Here is a 15,648-nt window from a genome sequence, read left to right on the forward strand (position 1 = left end):
TATGACAAAAGAAACCCATGATGATCTCCTCGCGCAGGCTTTTGGTGAGCCCGCGCCCACCTCACCGGAGCCGACTACCGGTGATCTCGACCTAGCTGAGCGCAACGCCTTCCGCCGGGTAACCCGCGAGACCACCATTCGCGCAGAAGACACCACCGACGGCTACGAAGTGGAGTACCGCAAGCTGCGCCTTGAACAAGTAGTCCTCGTAGGAGTGTGGACTGAAGGCACCGTTGCCGAGGTTGAGGCCACGATGTCGGAGCTCGCGGCGCTCACGGAAACCGCGGGAGCCGAAGTGGTAGAAGCCCTGTATCAGAAGCGAGATAAGCCGGACCCGGGTACCTATATCGGCTCCGGCAAAGTGAACGAGCTCAAGGATATCGTGGCTGCCACTGGCGCGGATACCGTGGTGTGCGACGGCGAGCTAACCCCCGGCCAGCTCTCTGCCTTGGAACGCGCTCTCAACACCAAAGTTATCGACCGCACCATGCTCATCTTGGATATTTTTGCGCAGCACGCCAAGTCCAAGGAAGGCAAAGCCCAAGTTTCGCTCGCGCAGTTGGAATATCTTTATACGCATACCCGTGGTTGGGGCGGCAACCTCTCGCGCCAGGCGGGCGGCCGTGCTGGTTCCAACGGCGGCGTCGGTCTGCGCGGCCCCGGTGAAACCAAGATTGAGACGGACCGTCGGCGTATCCGCACGCAGATGGCGCTGCTGCGTAAGGAGCTTAAGGCGATGAAGACGGCGCGTGAGATTAAGCGCTCGCGCCGTGCGTCATCGACGATCCCGCAGATTGCGATCGCCGGCTACACCAACGCTGGTAAGTCTTCGCTCATCAACGCAATGACGGGCGCTGGCGTGCTGGTGGAGGATGCGCTGTTCGCTACCTTGGACCCCACCACCCGGCGCGCCGAGCTTGCTGATGGCCGCCAGGTTGTCTTCACCGATACCGTTGGTTTCGTCCGCCACCTTCCCACACAGTTGGTGGAGGCCTTCAAGTCCACCTTGGAGGAGGTCCTCGCAGCAGACTTGATGCTGCACGTCGTGGACGGCTCAGATCCTTTCCCGCTGAAGCAAATTGAGGCGGTTAATGCGGTCATCTATGACATCGTGAAGGAAACCGGCGAGGAGGCCCCGCCGGAGATCATCGTCATCAACAAGATAGACCAGGCCGATCCGCTGGTGCTGGCGGAGCTTCGCCACGCCCTCGACCGTGACAACGTGGTGTATGTCTCCGCCAAGACGGGGGAGGGCATCGATGAGCTCACCACGCGCGTAGAGCTCTTCCTCAATTCTCAGGACGAGCATGTGCAGTTGCTCATTCCGTTTACTCGCGGGGACGTGGTCGATCGCATCCATACTCAGGGTACGGTGCGCAGCGAGGAGTACACGGGGGAGGGCACGCTTGTCGACGTCCGCCTGCCCGCCTCCATCGCCGCCGAACTCAGCGAATTTCGCGTGTCTGGTGAGGACGCTTAGGTTTCGGTGCTCCCGTGAGCCATAATTATGGTTCGTGAGTAATTTTGGCTGGGCCGTCCACGGGGACGGAAAAACGATTAAGCCGGGCGCGGTTGTCGCACCCGAAGAACGATTGAGCTGGGGCCGCACTATCGGCATCGGCATGCAGCACGTGGTGGCCATGTTCGGCGCGACCCTGCTGGTGCCCACCCTGACCGGATTCCCGGTCAATACCACGCTGCTGTTTTCAGGCTTGGGAACAATCCTATTCCTCCTGATTACCCGCAACCGCCTGCCTTCCTACCTGGGCTCCTCCTTCGCGTTCATTGCACCGCTGAGCGCCTCCCAGCAGTATGGCATTGGCGCGCAGGCAGGTTCTGTCTTAGTAACTGGCCTGGTCTTGGTAGCCATTGGTTTCGCGGTGAAGGCAGCGGGCCGCAAGGTTCTTGACGCCGTCATGCCGCCGGCCGTAACCGGCGCCATTGTGGCACTGATCGGCCTTAACTTGGCACCCAATGCTGCCAGCAATTATTCGAGCCAGCCTCTAGTTGCCACGGTGACGCTGGCGGTCATCATCCTGGCCACCGTGGCCGGTCGCGGCATGGTTTCGCGTCTGTCGATTCTTATCGGTGTCGTCGTCGGCTGGGCTTTCGCGGCGGCCACGGGCAACCTGGGCGAGGGGGCCGTGGAGTCCATCCGCGAAGCAGCCTGGATTGGCTTCCCGCAGTTCCATGCGCCGGAGTTTCACGTCTCCGCCATCGCGGCAGCACTTCCAGTGCTGGTGGTGCTGATTGCGGAAAACGTCGGCCACGTCAAGGCGGTCTCGGAGATGGCTAAGCGCGATCTCGATGATTTAGCCGGCGACGCTCTCATTGCCGATGGCCTGGCTACCTCCTTGGCTGGTGGTTTCGGCGGCTCCGGCACCACAACCTACGCGGAGAATATCGGCGTTATGGCCGCGACCCGCGTCTACTCCACGGCCGCCTACTGGGTCGCTGCTATCACCGCCATAGCTCTGGCCTTCATCCCGAAGTTCGGCGCGCTCATCTTCACCATTCCCACCGGCGTGCTGGGCGGCGCTTGCATCGTCCTCTACGGCCTCATCGGCATGCTCGGCGTGCGCATCTGGATGGACAACAAGGTCAACTTCAACAACCCGGTCAACCTCACTGCGGCGGCGGTGGCGCTCATCGCGGGCATTGGCAACCTCACCCTCGACGTCTTCGGCGTGACGCTGGAAGGTATTGCCTGGGGCTCTGTCGGCATAATCGTGCTCTACCCGGTGATGAAGAAGCTCTATAGCACCATCGGTGAGGGCCGCGGCGCGAAGTACTAGAGGCGCTTCCGCCGACTAGCGAGGATAAGGGACCGGAGTAAAGGCACCATCTGGGGGCTTTGATTTAGAAAGCCCCAGGTGAATTCGTGCAGGAATCTGCATAAGGTGCTTTTACTTCGGTCCCTCTGCGGTATGAAGACGCGCATACACATGGTTCCATTCAAACGGTTTGGGTCAGAAGGTTCTTCTGAGGTCAAATGAACCTTCTAGGCACCTCTATTTGGTTTCCTTGCCCCCAACAGAACCGTTTGAGTAGAGCCTGATGACTGGAACCTTGTGCTAGACAACCAAGCAACAGAAAGCTCCCGCTACCCTCAGCAAAGAGGGAAGCGGGAGCTCTGCCGTTCTATAGACGGAAAATGCTTTAGGAAGCGTCGAGGTCCTGCTCGATGAGACCCGCAATCTTCTCCACAGCGGCCTCGTTCTCAGACGTCACGGTGACTTCGTCGCCCTGCTCGGCGCCGAGAGCCATGATCATGAGGGAGGAAGCAGCATCGGTCTCATCCTCGTCCTCATCGCCAACGAGGGTGAGGAAGATGTCCTCGTCGAACTCAGCGGCGGCATCGGCAATGATGGAGGCCGGACGTGCGTGCAGTCCGACGGAGGAGCCAACCTTGACGGTCTTAGAAGCCATGATAATAATCCTTTCGAATTACGGAGTTTCGTGTTTACAAGTGTACGCGGCTTAAGCGCTAGGCGGCGGCCTTGGCCTTGTCTGCCTTCGCAGCAGCCTCTTCAGCAGCCTTGTTAGGCCAGAATTGCTTCATCGCGATGACCGCAATGGCGGACACGATGACGCCGGCAAGGATAGCCACGAAGTAGGCCCACGCAGGTTCGATGGCGAAGATAACAAAGATACCGCCGTGCGGGGCGCGAGACATGACGTCCAGGGACATCGACAGAGCACCTGCTACTGCGCCACCGAGCATCATCGACGGGATGACACGCAGCGGGTCGGCAGCAGCGAACGGGATAGCACCCTCGGAGACGAAGGACAGACCCAGCAGCCAGGCGGACTTACCGTTTTCCTGCTCCGCAGGCGTGAACAGGTTCTTGCGTACGAAGGTAGCGATGGACAGTGCAATCGGCGGAACCATGCCGGAGGCCATAACGGCGGCCATGATCTTCATGGAAGCCTCATCACCCGTGGACAGGCCAGCAGTAGCGAAGAGGTAAGCAGCCTTGTTGACCGGGCCACCCAAGTCGGAGCACATCATAAGTCCCAGGATGATGCCCAGAAGGACCGCGGAGGAACCGGACATAGAGGACAGCCAGTTCTGCAGGCCTTCCATGATGGCGGCCAGCGGTGCACCGAGCAGCAGGTACATGAGCAGGCCAGTAACCATCGTGGCGAGCAGCGGGATGATGACCACAGGCATGAGGGAGCCGATCCAGCGCGGGACCTTCCACTTGCCAATCCACATAGCCACGAAGCCAGCGATAAGGCCGGTGACCAGACCACCGATGAAGCCCGCACCGAGGGTGACCGCAATGGCACCACCGGCGAAGCCCGGCGTGATGCCCGGGCGGCCCGCCAGCGCGAAGGCAATGTAGCCGGAGAGCGCCGCGACGATGAATCCCATCGAGGCTTGACCGATGGCGAAGAGCACGGCGCCGATGTACAGGGCGAACCCTGCCTTCTTGAAGGTCATCATTTCGCCATCAACCATGACGTCATGCCCCGGCAGGTTGGTCAACGAGTAATCGCTGGTGATGGCCTGCCAACCGTTGGCCATGTCGTAGCCACCGAAGAGGAAGCCCAAGGCCAAGAGGAGGCCGCCGGCAGCGACGAAGGGCACCATGTAGGACACACCGGTCATGATGGCCTGCTGAATGCGCTTGCCCCAGCCCAGACCTTCGCCTTCTTCCGCGGAAGTAGAGGAGGCTGCGCCTGCTGTGCCTGCGACCTTGTGTGCGTTGGGGTTCTTGGACGCAGCGATAGCTTCATCGAGCATCACGCCCGGCTCGTTGATGGCGCGCTTGACGCCCGATTCAATAACGGGCTTTCCAGCGAAGCGCTCTCGGTCGCGCACACCGACATCGGTAGCGAAGATGACGGCGTCGGCAGCCGCGATGGTGTCTGCAGAAACAGCGGTGTTATTGGAGGATCCCTGGGTTTCTACGGTGAGCTCGACATCGTCGCGCTCCTCGGCGGTTTGGGTGAGGGCGTCGGCTGCCATGTAGGTGTGGGCAATGCCGGTCGGGCATGCGGTGACGGCCACGATGCGGGTCTTCTGTGAATCCGCAGCCTTGCTCGCCGCAGGCGCTGTAGCTGCAGCTGCAGGTTCCGATTCGCTGGCCGTAGCCTTCTTCTTCGGCTTTTCGGCGTTAACCACGTCGAGTACTAGGGAGACGATTTCCTCCTTGGTCTGCGCGGTGCGCAGAGCCTCCAAGAAGTCCTTCTTTACCAGCGCGCGAGCCAGCTTGGAGAGGATCTTCAGGTGTGCTTTACCGCCACCTTCCGGGGCGGCGATGAGGAACACCAGGTGGGCGTCGCCATCGGGGCCGGAGAAGTCCACGCCGCGCGAGAGGCGGGCGAAGGCCAAGGTGGGCTCAGACACTGCGGCGGAGCGGCAGTGTGGGATGGCAACGCCACCGGGGACACCGGTGCCAGCCTTTGCTTCACGCTCGATGGCGGGGCCAGCCAGTTCCTCCACGGAGGTGGCGCGGCCGGTGTCGTGGACAAGCGTGGCCAGGTTGGTAATGACTGTCTCGATGCTGTCACCGAAGTCGGCGTCGAGCGCCACAAGATCGGTGGTGATGAGTTCTGATGACATCGGGTACGTACTCCTCAGTACTGCTAAAAGTCGGTGACGGCCTGAACCGTCGTGTGTTCGATATCTAGTTCTTCAGGGGTTGGTATCTGGGTTCCCGGGAGTGCTGCGGCAGCCGAGCCGTAGGCCACCGCTTGGCGCAGGGCTTCCGAGTAGGAGGCACCCGAGCGGCGGGCGAGGATATAGCCGGAGAGTGAAGAATCACCGGCACCCACGGTAGAGCGCAGGGTAATCGGCGGGGGAGTAGCGGCCCACGCTTCATCGGCAGTGACCAGCACTGCGCCAGCGCCACCCAGGGTGACGAGAACCTCGGGGATGCCGCGCTTGACGACGACCCTCGCGGCCTTGACCACACCGCTAAAATCACCGTTCTCGGCGGCAGCTTCGAGGGCCTGACCATCCACGTTGGCTAGCTGGCCAAGCTCAAGACCATTCGGCTTGATGAGGTCGGGGCTGGCGGTTTCGAGGTTTTCTCCGAGAGCCACCATAGGGGCATCGGAGGTGTCGACGGCTACACGGATGCCGGGGTTGGCTTCGCGCGCGACACAGATGAGCTGCGTGTACCAATCTGTAGGAACGCCTTGGGGAAGAGAGCCCGCCATGACGATCCACTCGGCGTCAGCGCAGTGTTCAGCAACGGCCTGCGCCACGTCGTGCTGAACTGATTCATCGAGCGTGGGGCCGGGTCCGTTGAGTTTGGTCGTACGGCCATCCGGTTCGGTCAGGGTGGTATTGGTGCGCACCGCGCCATGTGCCGGCACGGCGTGTACGGGGATAGACGCGTCAGCGGCGAGGGCTAAGAAAGGGTCTGAGGCCACAGCCGGTAGAAGGGCCAGACTGTCGACGTTGGCGAGCGTTACGGCGTGCGTAACGTTGACGCCTTTACCGCCGGCAACGCTGGATACAGACCCTGCGCGGTGTACAGCACCAGGCTCGAGTTCCTCGTTTAGGCGCACGGTGGCGTCGATGCTTGGGTTGGGGGTCAAGGTAAGGATCATTGTGGACAATGTCCCCTTTCGCGGAGTGCGTATATTGGGGGCAAACGCGCCTCGGCGGCTTAAACAAGAACTCCCGTGCGGATTGCCCGTGGTCAGCGTGAAAGTAATGTTGCTTAATGTTGATTATTGCCCGTATGTGTCCGAATGTCAACGGAATCACTGTGGTTTTCGTTGCATTTTTGACCGACTTGTGATGATCTGGATAGAGAAAACATCGTCTCCGTAAGGAAATGTGTCATGGAAAACGCATCCCCATCCACCATTAAAGGCACCGGCGTCGTCGCCGGCGTTGCATACGCTGAGGCGGTGTGGGTTCGCCCACGCCCAGAACTGCCCACGGCTGGAGAAACCGTGGCGGAGGAGCAACGTGATGCTGAATACGATCGCTTCCTCGAAGCCGCCGACATCGTTGCCAGCAGGCTAGAGCAGCGTGCCGCTGGTGCTGAAGGTCAGGCAGCAGAAGTTCTGGGCGCTACTGCTGGAATGGTCAAGGACCGAGGTTGGCACAAGGCAGTGCGCAAAGGTATTCGCAGCGGCAAGAACGCCGAATATGCAGTTGTTGGTGCCACAGACAGGTTTGTCACCATGTTTGAGGCTGCCGGCGGCGTAATGGCCGAGCGTACGACTGACCTCAAGGACGTGCGCGACCGCGTCATCGCACAACTGCGCGGTGAGCAGGAACCGGGCCTGCCCATGGTTGAAGGGGAGGCGGTGCTGCTGGCGGATGACCTTGCACCGGCGGATACCGCAACCTTGGACACCACCCACATCAAGGCGCTAGTGACCGAGCTGGGCGGCCCCACCAGCCACACGGCAATTATTGCTCGTCAGCTCGACCTTCCGTGCATTGTGGCGGTCGGCGCTGATCTCCGCTCGATTGAAGCGGGAACCCAGATCTTCGTCGATGGTTCCGTGGGAACGGTGTCCCTTGGCGCGGATCGTGACACCTCACTTAAGGCAGTTGAGGAATACCGCGAGAAGGCAGCGCGAGTGGCCGAGTGGCGTGGCCCTGCCCAGACCAAGGACGGTCACCGCGTGCAGCTGTTGGCCAACGTGGCCGACGGGAACGCAGCTCGCATCGCCTCGGATTCGCAGGCAGAGGGGATCGGCCTGTACCGCACGGAGCTTTCCTTCCTCTCTGCCAGCGAAGAACCGACCGTGGAGGAGCAGGCACGCATCTACGGCAAGGTTTTCAACGCTTTCCCCGAATCCAAGGTCGTCGTTCGAACGCTCGACGCCGGATCGGATAAGCCGATTTCCTACGCCACGTTGGACTCTGAGGAGAACCCGGCCTTGGGTGTGCGCGGCCTGCGCATCGCCCGAAACAACGAGGCGCTTCTCACCCGTCAGCTCGACGCCATCGCACAGGCCGCGGAAAAGCGTGCTGATGGCGCTACCACTTGGGTCATGGCGCCCATGGTGGCCACGGCAGTAGAGGCGAAGTGGTTTGCTGAACTGTGTCGTGAGCGCGGGCTCATCGCCGGCGCGATGATTGAGGTGCCTGCAGCGGCCCTGATGGCCGATACCATCATGCCGCACCTCGACTTCGTGTCCATCGGTACCAATGACTTGACTCAGTACACGATGGCCGCGGACCGCCTGTCGCCGCAGCTGGCCTACCTGACCGATCCGTGGCAGCCGGCCGTGCTGCGTTTGATCCAGCACACGTGCGTGGTGGGTCGCGATAACAATGTGCCGGTTGGTGTCTGTGGTGAGGCCGCCGCCGATCCCATGCTCGCTTGCGTGCTGACTGGCCTTGGAGTCACCTCACTGTCCGCAGCGTCGACCGCAGTTGCGGGCGTTGGTGCACAGCTGGCTGAGCTCACACTCGAGCAGTGCCAGAAGATGGCGGAGGCGGCTATCAACGCCGAAAGCCCAGCAGATGCGCGATCCGCAGTGATTGCGCTGCTGGAGGAATACCAGACTGCCTAGTAGCTCTAGCTTGGTTTAGGCCGCTGCTGAAACAGGGAGGTGTGGTTCCCCGAGAGGCCCCTCGGGGAACCACACCGCCCTTACGCGGTCGTGGGATGAAACCGCCTATTTCTCCGAAGCGATAATCACGTCGATGCCGTGCTCGCGCAGGGCTTCGACGTAGGCGGCTGGAGCAGCGGCGTCCGTAATGACGACATCAATCTCATCGAGCGAGGCAAAGCTGACCAGATAGTCATTGCCGAGCTTCGACGAGTCACACAAGACGACGACGCGATGCGCGTTGGTAACAAAGGCCGACTTGATAGCTGCTTCCTGTGAGTCCGCCGTGGATAGCCCATGGTCGATGGTCAGGGCGTTGGTGCCGATGAAAGCAACATCTGCGCGCATCAGCGCCATGGTGCGAAGGGCGGTATCGCCGACGACGGCTTGGGTGATCGCGCGCACCGTGCCGCCTAGGAGCTGCACCTCGGAAACACCATTGCTGGCCAACGAGAGGGCGATCGGTAGGCTATTCGACACAATGCTGAACTGGCCAGCAGAATAGCGCTGTCCGATGAGGTCAGCGAGGGCGTTGGTGGTAGTTCCAGCGTCGATGAAGATACTGCCCCCGTCGGGAAGCTGCTCTAGTGCGGCGCGGGCGATAGCCATTTTCGCGCCCGTGGCGGAACGCTGACGAGTATCGAGTGTAAATTCTGCAGTCTGGAACGATTGGGAAGCAACCGCACCGCCATGAACGCGGTGGACAACTCCTTCCCGGTCTAAGACCGCGAGGTCGCGGCGAATCGTCTCAGCGGTAACATCGAAGCGTTCGGAAAGCTCAGTGACATTGACTCGGCCTTCGACGGCGGTCAATGACGCAATTTGTCGGCGACGCTCTTCTGCGTACATAGTTCCTCCCAGTGAAGTTTGCCTGTGGTAGTCGCTGCGCCCGGCGGTGATAATAAGTGGGGCCGGGGCATGTGAGCGAAGAGAGCAACGAATGTTGCGGCGATGCTTCTATTGTCCCACTGAATGCGAACAAAACGGAACCAAACAAATAAAAGCTCACATTGCTGGCGGCAAACGTGCGAGAAAAACAATGTTTATACTGCATGTTTGCAAATGTGTGATGTCGGACGCTTAAACGGCGCGATTCGGACATGTACACACACAAGGGGGTAAAAAGAAAAAATCCCTCCCTCCAGTTCGCCCGCACCGAGTGGAAATAAGCGGTGGCGTGGGCAACCGGTTGGGGGAGGGATAGTTGTGGCTTAGGGGTGCCTAAAGCTTGCGGAACACCGATACAACCTTGCCCATGATTTCGGCCTCATCGCCCTTGATGGGAGCGTAGGCGTCGTTGTGGGGGAGGAGCCACACTCCAGAAGAATCGCGGTGGAACTCCTTTACAGTTGCTTCTTCGCCTTCGAGGAGTGCAGCGACGAATTCGCCTTCTTCGGCGACGGACTGGGAGCGGATAATAACCCAATCGCCATTGAGGATTCCGGCGTCCTGCATAGAGTCGCCGACGACCTGCAGCATGTAAAGCTCGCCGCTTCCCAGGATCTCACCTGGCATGGGGAAGTAGCCGTCGATGTTTTCTTCGGCGGTGATAGGAGAGCCCGCGGCGATGCGGCCGACTACTGGGATGTAGTTCGGCGTTGCTGCATCCTCGGGGACGTCGGGAGTGGACTGCCCTGCTGTGGTGTTGGCCTGCCCGGCTTTGCGGCCCGGCTTCTTTGGATCGTCGGCGCCGGGGAAGTGGCGCACATCAACGGCGCGCGGCTTGTTTGGATCGCGGCGAAGAAAGCCCTTCTCCTCTAGTTGCTTCAACTGATAGGCCACGGAAGACGTGGACTGTAGGCCTGTTGCATCGCCGATTTCTCGAATGCTTGGCGGGTACCCGCGCAGCATGACAGCGTCATGGATGACTTCCAAGATGCGGCGCTGACGGGCGGAAAGTGAGTCGAGGGTAGGTTGGTCGCTTCGCTTCGGCTTGCGGGGCATTCTTACTCCTAGGGCTATCGGTGTGCGCAAAACAGCGCGTCGGGTTGAGGCGTGCAGGACGCTGGTGGGCATCGCGGTGACGTCTCGTTGGTTGCTCATCGTGGCGTGCGCCGTATTGGTGTTTCCGTTTCCTTTTTAGCACGTAAAGAAAAAATGTTCGACTAACGCCGCTTGGATGTGGACAAACTTTCGAGCGCCTGCTATAAATCGAACATACAGACCAAATCGAACGGTTGGTCGATGGAAGTGTTCGACGATGTCGAACCTCGCTCTTACACTTCAGGCATCACCACAATGAAGAAGAAGTCCTGGAAAGGAACTGTCATGGCCATTGCACTTAATACCAGCTCTGCTCTGCATGGAGTAACTCCCGAGAAGTCCGGAAAGGGTCCTGTGCTCGTCCCGCCCGCGGCCGTGTGGGAACCTGAGCGGTGTCACTCGTTCGCGTTAACGCGTGAAAGTGGTTTGTCGCGTGTTCGAACGCTCGAGCCGAGAGATAGAACACAGGGGCGCACAGATCGAATAGGGGATTCCTCAGTTTCATACCAGCGTGCTGCGTCCCTACCTCGCCGTAGCGGCTCGAACGTAGGTAACTATGTTCTTGGAGCAGTTTTCGGTGCAGCGGTATTTATCGGCACCGTGTGGGGTGGTCTTAGTATTGATGGTGAGGCCCCTAGCGCTAGCGGTGCATCAGCCACAGCGGTTGTTTCTTCGCGCTAGACTTCCCGAGGGGCCGGAAGGCGTCTGCGCAGCGGTCGAGAGGAAGGATACGGCACAGTGTATTGCCCGTTCTGTCACAACGAACAGTCACGAGTGATTGACTCCCGAGTGATCGACAGTGGAACGTCAATTCGCCGACGTCGCGAGTGTGCTGCATGCCGAGGCCGGTTTACCACCATCGAGAAGGCTGTCTTGTCGGTGGTCAAACGTAATGGCTTGGCCGAGCCTTTCAGCCGGGACAAGCTAATCCGCGGCGTGAAGCGCGCGTGCCAGGGGCGGGATGTTAGCGATGATGCCTTGAAAAAGCTTGCGCAAGAGGTCGAGGAAACCGTGCGCAGTCACGGATCGTCACAAGTCAACGCCAACGATATCGGCCTTGCTATCTTGGAACCCCTGCGTGACCTCGATGAGGTGGCCTATCTTCGCTTCGCCTCGGTATACAAGTCTTTTGAGAGCGCCGACGACTTTGAATCCGAAATTCGCCTCATGCGCCGGCGCGACCGCGACAGCTTCTAACGTTTTAGCGCAGCTTGTCCGCGGCTTTTTGGATTCTCCGCACGGACACCGCATGCGCGGTACCCAGGCGTTGTGCGAAGAGCGATACGCGCAACTCCTCGATCATCCAGTAGATGTCCTTGACCTCACGGGTCTTCTCGCGGCCGGCGGGCAGCGTGCGCAAACGATTGTTCAGATATGCCTTCGCTTCGTCGACATCGGCTTGGCGGTCGGCATCCCGATCCGGGTCTAGATTCATGTCCTCGAGCCTGATGCGCGCGGCTTGGATATAACGCGGCAGGTGGCGAAGGTGCTGCATGCCGTGCATAGTGATCGCATTCGGGGGCAACAAGAACTTCAGCTGACCGCGAATATCATCGATTGCCGGCCCCTCCCACTGATTGAGCTCAGCGTTGAGGTTCGAATACTCTGCCAAGCCTGGGGCGATCGCGACCACCGCCTGGCGGACGCGGCCTGGCACCTCCGGTTTAACCGCGTTGAGAAGAGTGGTGAATTCACCAGGACTTCGTACCGGCCCGCCCTTCTCCATCATGATGTCGCGTACTGCGGCGACCCGAGCATCGTTGACGAGACCTTCGGCCCCGCCGTGCGGGTAGGCGTCGACAGCAACCCGCTGCTGCAGGGGCAGGCCCTTGACCATATGCTGCGTGTTTACGGAAATCTCTCGGAGTAGCAGCGTCAGGGTGGTGGTGATCATGGAGGCGTCGGCAGCCGCCTTGGTTGGATGCACCTTCAGCGCCACGCCCTCCTTCGTAGCGACAAGTGCAGGATAAGCGGTGACCTCATGCCCATCAACCACCGTGGTCACTTCCTCATCGATAGCGCCCAGCGTGTCTTCCGACCATTCCTTGACGGAAGCGGATTCGGCGGCGCGGCCGACGCGCGACACGGAGGACGAGATATGCCCGGCTTGGCGTTGCACGAGCGCCTTCAAATCGCGATCGGAATCGATGATCTTGCCCCGCTTGTCCACTGCGGCATAGTTCATGCGCAAATGGGGCGGGAGCTGATCAGGGCGGAAGTCAGCCGCGTTGATGCCCTGGCCGCCCATGTCCCGTAACACAGCTGCGAGCTGGTCGATGAGCGCTCCTTCATAGGGAAGGAGCTTGGGCAAGGCCCGCTCAGCGAACTCGGGGGCCGGAACCACAGTACGGCGCAGCGCTTTCGGTAGCGAGCGGATCAGCTCAGTGACAAGCTCTAGACGCAGGCCCGGCACGAGCCAGTCGAATCCCTCAGTATCCAATCCGGCCAGCAGTGGAACGGGAACCCTGAGCGTGACGCCGTCAAGCGGGTCACCTGGCTCGAACTTATAGGACAGGTCGTAATCGATGCTTCCCTTCAACCACCGATCCGGGAAGGCGTCCTCAGTGACATCGTGGTCATCCTCGAGGAGTGCTTCTGGGTCGAAGTCCAGAGAATGCTTGTTTTTCTGTTTCTTCCACCACGAGTTGAAGTGTCGGGCAGTGGTCACAGATTCCGGGATGCGCTGATCGTAGAAGTCGAAAAGCGTGTCCTCGTCTACAACGAGACCGCGGCGCCGTGCTTTTTCTTCGTATTCGGAAGCCTCGGCAAGCTTGCGCTTGTTGTCGTGGAAGAAGTTATGGTGGGTGGTCCAGTCGCCGTCGACAAGCGCATTGCGGATGAACATGTCACGTGCCGCAACGGGATCGACGCGATGGTAGGGAACGGTTCGATCGGCCACCACGGTGACTCCGTAGAGGGTCGAGCGCTGGGTGACTACCGCGGAGCCCCGCTTGCGCGACCACGTCGGGTCCGAATAGTTGTGCTTGAGCAGGTTCTTGGCCAGCTTTTCTACCCAAGCGGGGTCGATGGCCGCTACGTCGCGGGCCCACAAACGTGAGGTCTCCACCAGCTCAGCCGCCATGAGAAATTCTGGCGGTTTCTTTGCTAGTGCTGAACCGGGGAAGATGAGGAAGCGGGTATTTCGTGCGCCAATGAACTCCTTAGAGTTTCCATCGCGTGCGCCGATATTGGACAGCAAGCCAGACAGCAGGGACATGTGGATGTCATCCGCTCGGCGCTCGGTGCTCTCCTGGGCCGTCCAACCGAGCTGCTTAGCGACATCCCTGAGTTGTCGAACCAGATCAAACCACTCGCGGATGCGCATGTAATGCAAGAAGTCTGCCTTCATCCGCTTGCGGAAAGCATTGCCGCTCATCTCATCGCGAGCTTCTTGGACAAAGTCCCACAGGTTGAGCATCGCCATAAAGTCTGAGGACTTGTCCTTAAAGCGAGCATGGGCCTGGTCGGCTTGGGCCTGTTTGTCGATGGGGCGCTCGCGCACATCCTGGATTGTCATCGCGGCAACGATGACCATGACGTCGTGCAGGCATCCGGAGGTGTTGGCTTCAACGAGCATGCGAGCCATGCGCGGATCTACCGGGATGCGGGCAAGATCCCGCCCAATGCGTGTCAGCACCGGTAGCCCGTCTTTCTCCTTGCCCTCGAGTGCGCCCAGCTCGTGGAGGAGGAGCAGGCCGTCACGCACGGCTTTGGGCTCTGGGGCCTGGACGAAGGGGAAATCAGCGATGTCGCCGAGGCGCAGCGAAATCATTTGGAGAATAACGCTGGCTAGGTTAGTGCGCAGAATCTCAGGGTCGGTAAACTCCGGCCGGGAGAGGAAATCCTGCTCGCTATACAGACGGATAGCAATGCCATCGGCCACGCGACCACACCGCCCTGAACGCTGGTTAGCGCTGGCTTGGGAAATCGGCTCGATGGGCAATCGCTGCACCTTAGTGCGGGTGGAGTAGCGCGAGATACGTGCGGTTCCGGTATCCACGACATAGCGAATGCCCGGCACCGTCAGGGAGGTTTCGGCGATGTTGGTGGAGAGCACGATGCGGCGCCCCTTGTGTGAGCGGAAAACGCGATGCTGCTCCTGGTTGGACAGGCGCCCAAAGAGCGGAGTGACTTCCACGTTGCGCCAATGACGCCCCTCAATCGCTTCCATTGCATCGCGGATATCGCGCTCGCCTGGGAAGAAGCACAGGATATCTCCTTCGCCTTCCGCCATGAGCTCCTCGATGGCTTCACACAGGGCGTCCAGTGGATCGAGGTCAATGGTCTTTCCCCCTGACTCGACTTCGAGGGGACGGTAGCGGATTTCTACCGGGTAGGTGCGCCCGGACACTTCGATGATCGGCGCGGGCTTCCCTTCAGCGTCAGCGAAGTGTTCGGCGAAACGCTCCGGATCGATCGTCGCGGAGGTGATAATGACCTTGAGATCCGGACGCTTGGGAAGCAGCCTCTTGAGATAGCCGAGGAGAAAATCGATATTGAGGGACCGCTCGTGGGCCTCATCAATAATGATCGTGTCGTAGGCGTTGAGGAAGCGGTCGCGTTGCATTTCCGCCAGCAGGATGCCGTCGGTCATGAGCTTCACGGCTGTGGTCGAGGAGACACGGTCATCGAACCTGATGGCGTAGCCAACGGAGTCCCCGATTGATTGGCCGAGTTCCTCCGCAATGCGCTCGGCGACGGTCCGTGCTGCGAGTCGTCGCGGCTGGGTATGGCCGATGAGACCCCGGCGTCCACGGCCGAGCTCTAGACAAATTTTGGGAATTTGAGTGGTCTTGCCCGAACCAGTCTCGCCGGCAATGATGACCACCTGATTATTCTCGATGGCCTCGGCGATATCGTCCCGCCGTCCGGTAACGGGAAGCTGCTCGGGGTAGGAAATCGACGGCACGTTTACGTCGATGGCGCTCACTTTTTCCTGGGCAGATGCAATATCAGCCCCGATAGCTGCAAGCGCTTTGGGGGAGCGAGCCTTGCGGAGGCGGCGGCGGAAAGCACGCTCATCACTCAAGGAAACTGTCGTGAGGGCGTTGTAGAGGTCTTCGCGAGTAGCAGTCATAGTCGACCTAGAAGTCTACTCGGAAGTGCTTTTCGCTCACAGGTCGAGGT

10 protein-coding genes are annotated in these 15,648 nt (G+C 60.2%); 4 read left to right on the forward strand and 6 right to left on the reverse strand.

Annotated elements, in window-relative coordinates; genetic code table 11:
* Window position 1 precedes the first annotated feature (1 nt).
* Complete coding sequence (gene hflX / locus HMPREF2635_RS03595; RefSeq protein ID WP_070821284.1) at window positions 2-1,480, forward strand: GTPase HflX; 1,479 nt, start codon at window positions 2-4, stop codon at window positions 1,478-1,480.
* Window positions 1,481-1,514: 34 nt separating this feature from the next.
* The gene (locus HMPREF2635_RS03600) at window positions 1,515-2,795 is read left to right on the forward strand and encodes a uracil-xanthine permease family protein (protein WP_070679650.1); all 1,281 of its coding nucleotides are present in this window, start codon (window positions 1,515-1,517) and stop codon (window positions 2,793-2,795) included.
* 364 nt (window positions 2,796-3,159) lie between these two features.
* On the opposite strand, the gene HMPREF2635_RS03605 is transcribed toward HMPREF2635_RS03600, so the two are convergent.
* From HMPREF2635_RS03605 to HMPREF2635_RS03615, 3 genes are read right to left on the reverse strand one after another with little or no spacing between them, the layout of a single operon-like run.
* Window positions 3,160-3,429: an HPr family phosphocarrier protein gene (locus HMPREF2635_RS03605; protein WP_010190265.1), complete on the reverse strand. Its 270-nt coding sequence runs from the start codon at window positions 3,427-3,429 to the stop codon at window positions 3,160-3,162.
* 58 nt (window positions 3,430-3,487) lie between these two features.
* Window positions 3,488-5,572 carry a PTS fructose transporter subunit IIABC gene (locus HMPREF2635_RS03610; RefSeq protein WP_070821285.1) on the reverse strand — a complete coding sequence of 695 codons (2,085 nt, stop codon included), beginning with the start codon at window positions 5,570-5,572 and terminating at the stop codon, window positions 3,488-3,490.
* Window positions 5,573-5,595: 23 nt separating this feature from the next.
* Window positions 5,596-6,567 (reverse strand): 1-phosphofructokinase family hexose kinase, encoded by a 972-nt coding sequence (locus tag HMPREF2635_RS03615; protein WP_070821286.1) that lies wholly within the window; start codon window positions 6,565-6,567, stop codon window positions 5,596-5,598.
* A gap of 237 nt (window positions 6,568-6,804) precedes the next feature.
* Here HMPREF2635_RS03615 and ptsP point away from each other — a divergent pair, with 237 nt between their 5' ends.
* On the forward strand, window positions 6,805-8,499 hold the full coding sequence (gene ptsP, locus HMPREF2635_RS03620) for a phosphoenolpyruvate--protein phosphotransferase (RefSeq protein WP_070679659.1): 1,695 nt from the start codon (window positions 6,805-6,807) through the stop codon (window positions 8,497-8,499).
* Window positions 8,500-8,604: 105 nt separating this feature from the next.
* Here ptsP and HMPREF2635_RS03625 read toward each other — a convergent pair whose 3' ends face one another.
* Window positions 8,605-9,387 carry a DeoR/GlpR family DNA-binding transcription regulator gene (locus HMPREF2635_RS03625; protein ID WP_046648229.1) on the reverse strand — a complete coding sequence of 261 codons (783 nt, stop codon included), beginning with the start codon at window positions 9,385-9,387 and terminating at the stop codon, window positions 8,605-8,607.
* A 372-nt stretch (window positions 9,388-9,759) separates the two neighbouring features.
* Window positions 9,760-10,482: a transcriptional repressor LexA gene (lexA, locus tag HMPREF2635_RS03630; protein ID WP_046648227.1), complete on the reverse strand. Its 723-nt coding sequence runs from the start codon at window positions 10,480-10,482 to the stop codon at window positions 9,760-9,762.
* A 777-nt stretch (window positions 10,483-11,259) separates the two neighbouring features.
* Here lexA and nrdR point away from each other — a divergent pair.
* Window positions 11,260-11,718, forward strand: a complete 459-nt coding sequence (nrdR, locus tag HMPREF2635_RS03635; RefSeq protein ID WP_046648225.1) for a transcriptional regulator NrdR — start codon at window positions 11,260-11,262, stop codon at window positions 11,716-11,718.
* A gap of 4 nt (window positions 11,719-11,722) precedes the next feature.
* Here the strand turns inward: nrdR and hrpA are convergent, their stop codons facing one another.
* The gene (gene hrpA / locus HMPREF2635_RS03640) at window positions 11,723-15,598 is read right to left on the reverse strand and encodes an ATP-dependent RNA helicase HrpA (RefSeq protein WP_070547107.1); all 3,876 of its coding nucleotides are present in this window, start codon (window positions 15,596-15,598) and stop codon (window positions 11,723-11,725) included.
* Window positions 15,599-15,648: the final 50 nt, after the last annotated feature.

It is taken from the genome of Corynebacterium sp. HMSC035E02 (genome assembly GCF_001836065.1).
Taxonomy (GTDB): domain Bacteria; phylum Actinomycetota; class Actinomycetes; order Mycobacteriales; family Mycobacteriaceae; genus Corynebacterium; species Corynebacterium hiratae.

Coding starts and splice junctions, on each gene's coding strand:
- hflX (WP_070821284.1), top strand. CDS start 2: ATGACAAAAGAAACCCATGATGATCTCCTCGCGCAGGCTTTTGGTGAG.
- HMPREF2635_RS03605 (WP_010190265.1), bottom strand. CDS start 3,429: ATGGCTTCTAAGACCGTCAAGGTTGGCTCCTCCGTCGGACTGCACGCA.
- HMPREF2635_RS03610 (WP_070821285.1), bottom strand. CDS start 5,572: ATGTCATCAGAACTCATCACCACCGATCTTGTGGCGCTCGACGCCGAC.
- HMPREF2635_RS03615 (WP_070821286.1), bottom strand. CDS start 6,567: ATGATCCTTACCTTGACCCCCAACCCAAGCATCGACGCCACCGTGCGC.
- ptsP (WP_070679659.1), top strand. CDS start 6,805: ATGGAAAACGCATCCCCATCCACCATTAAAGGCACCGGCGTCGTCGCC.
- HMPREF2635_RS03625 (WP_046648229.1), bottom strand. CDS start 9,387: ATGTACGCAGAAGAGCGTCGCCGACAAATTGCGTCATTGACCGCCGTC.
- lexA (WP_046648227.1), bottom strand. CDS start 10,482: ATGCCCCGCAAGCCGAAGCGAAGCGACCAACCTACCCTCGACTCACTT.
- hrpA (WP_070547107.1), bottom strand. CDS start 15,598: ATGACTGCTACTCGCGAAGACCTCTACAACGCCCTCACGACAGTTTCC.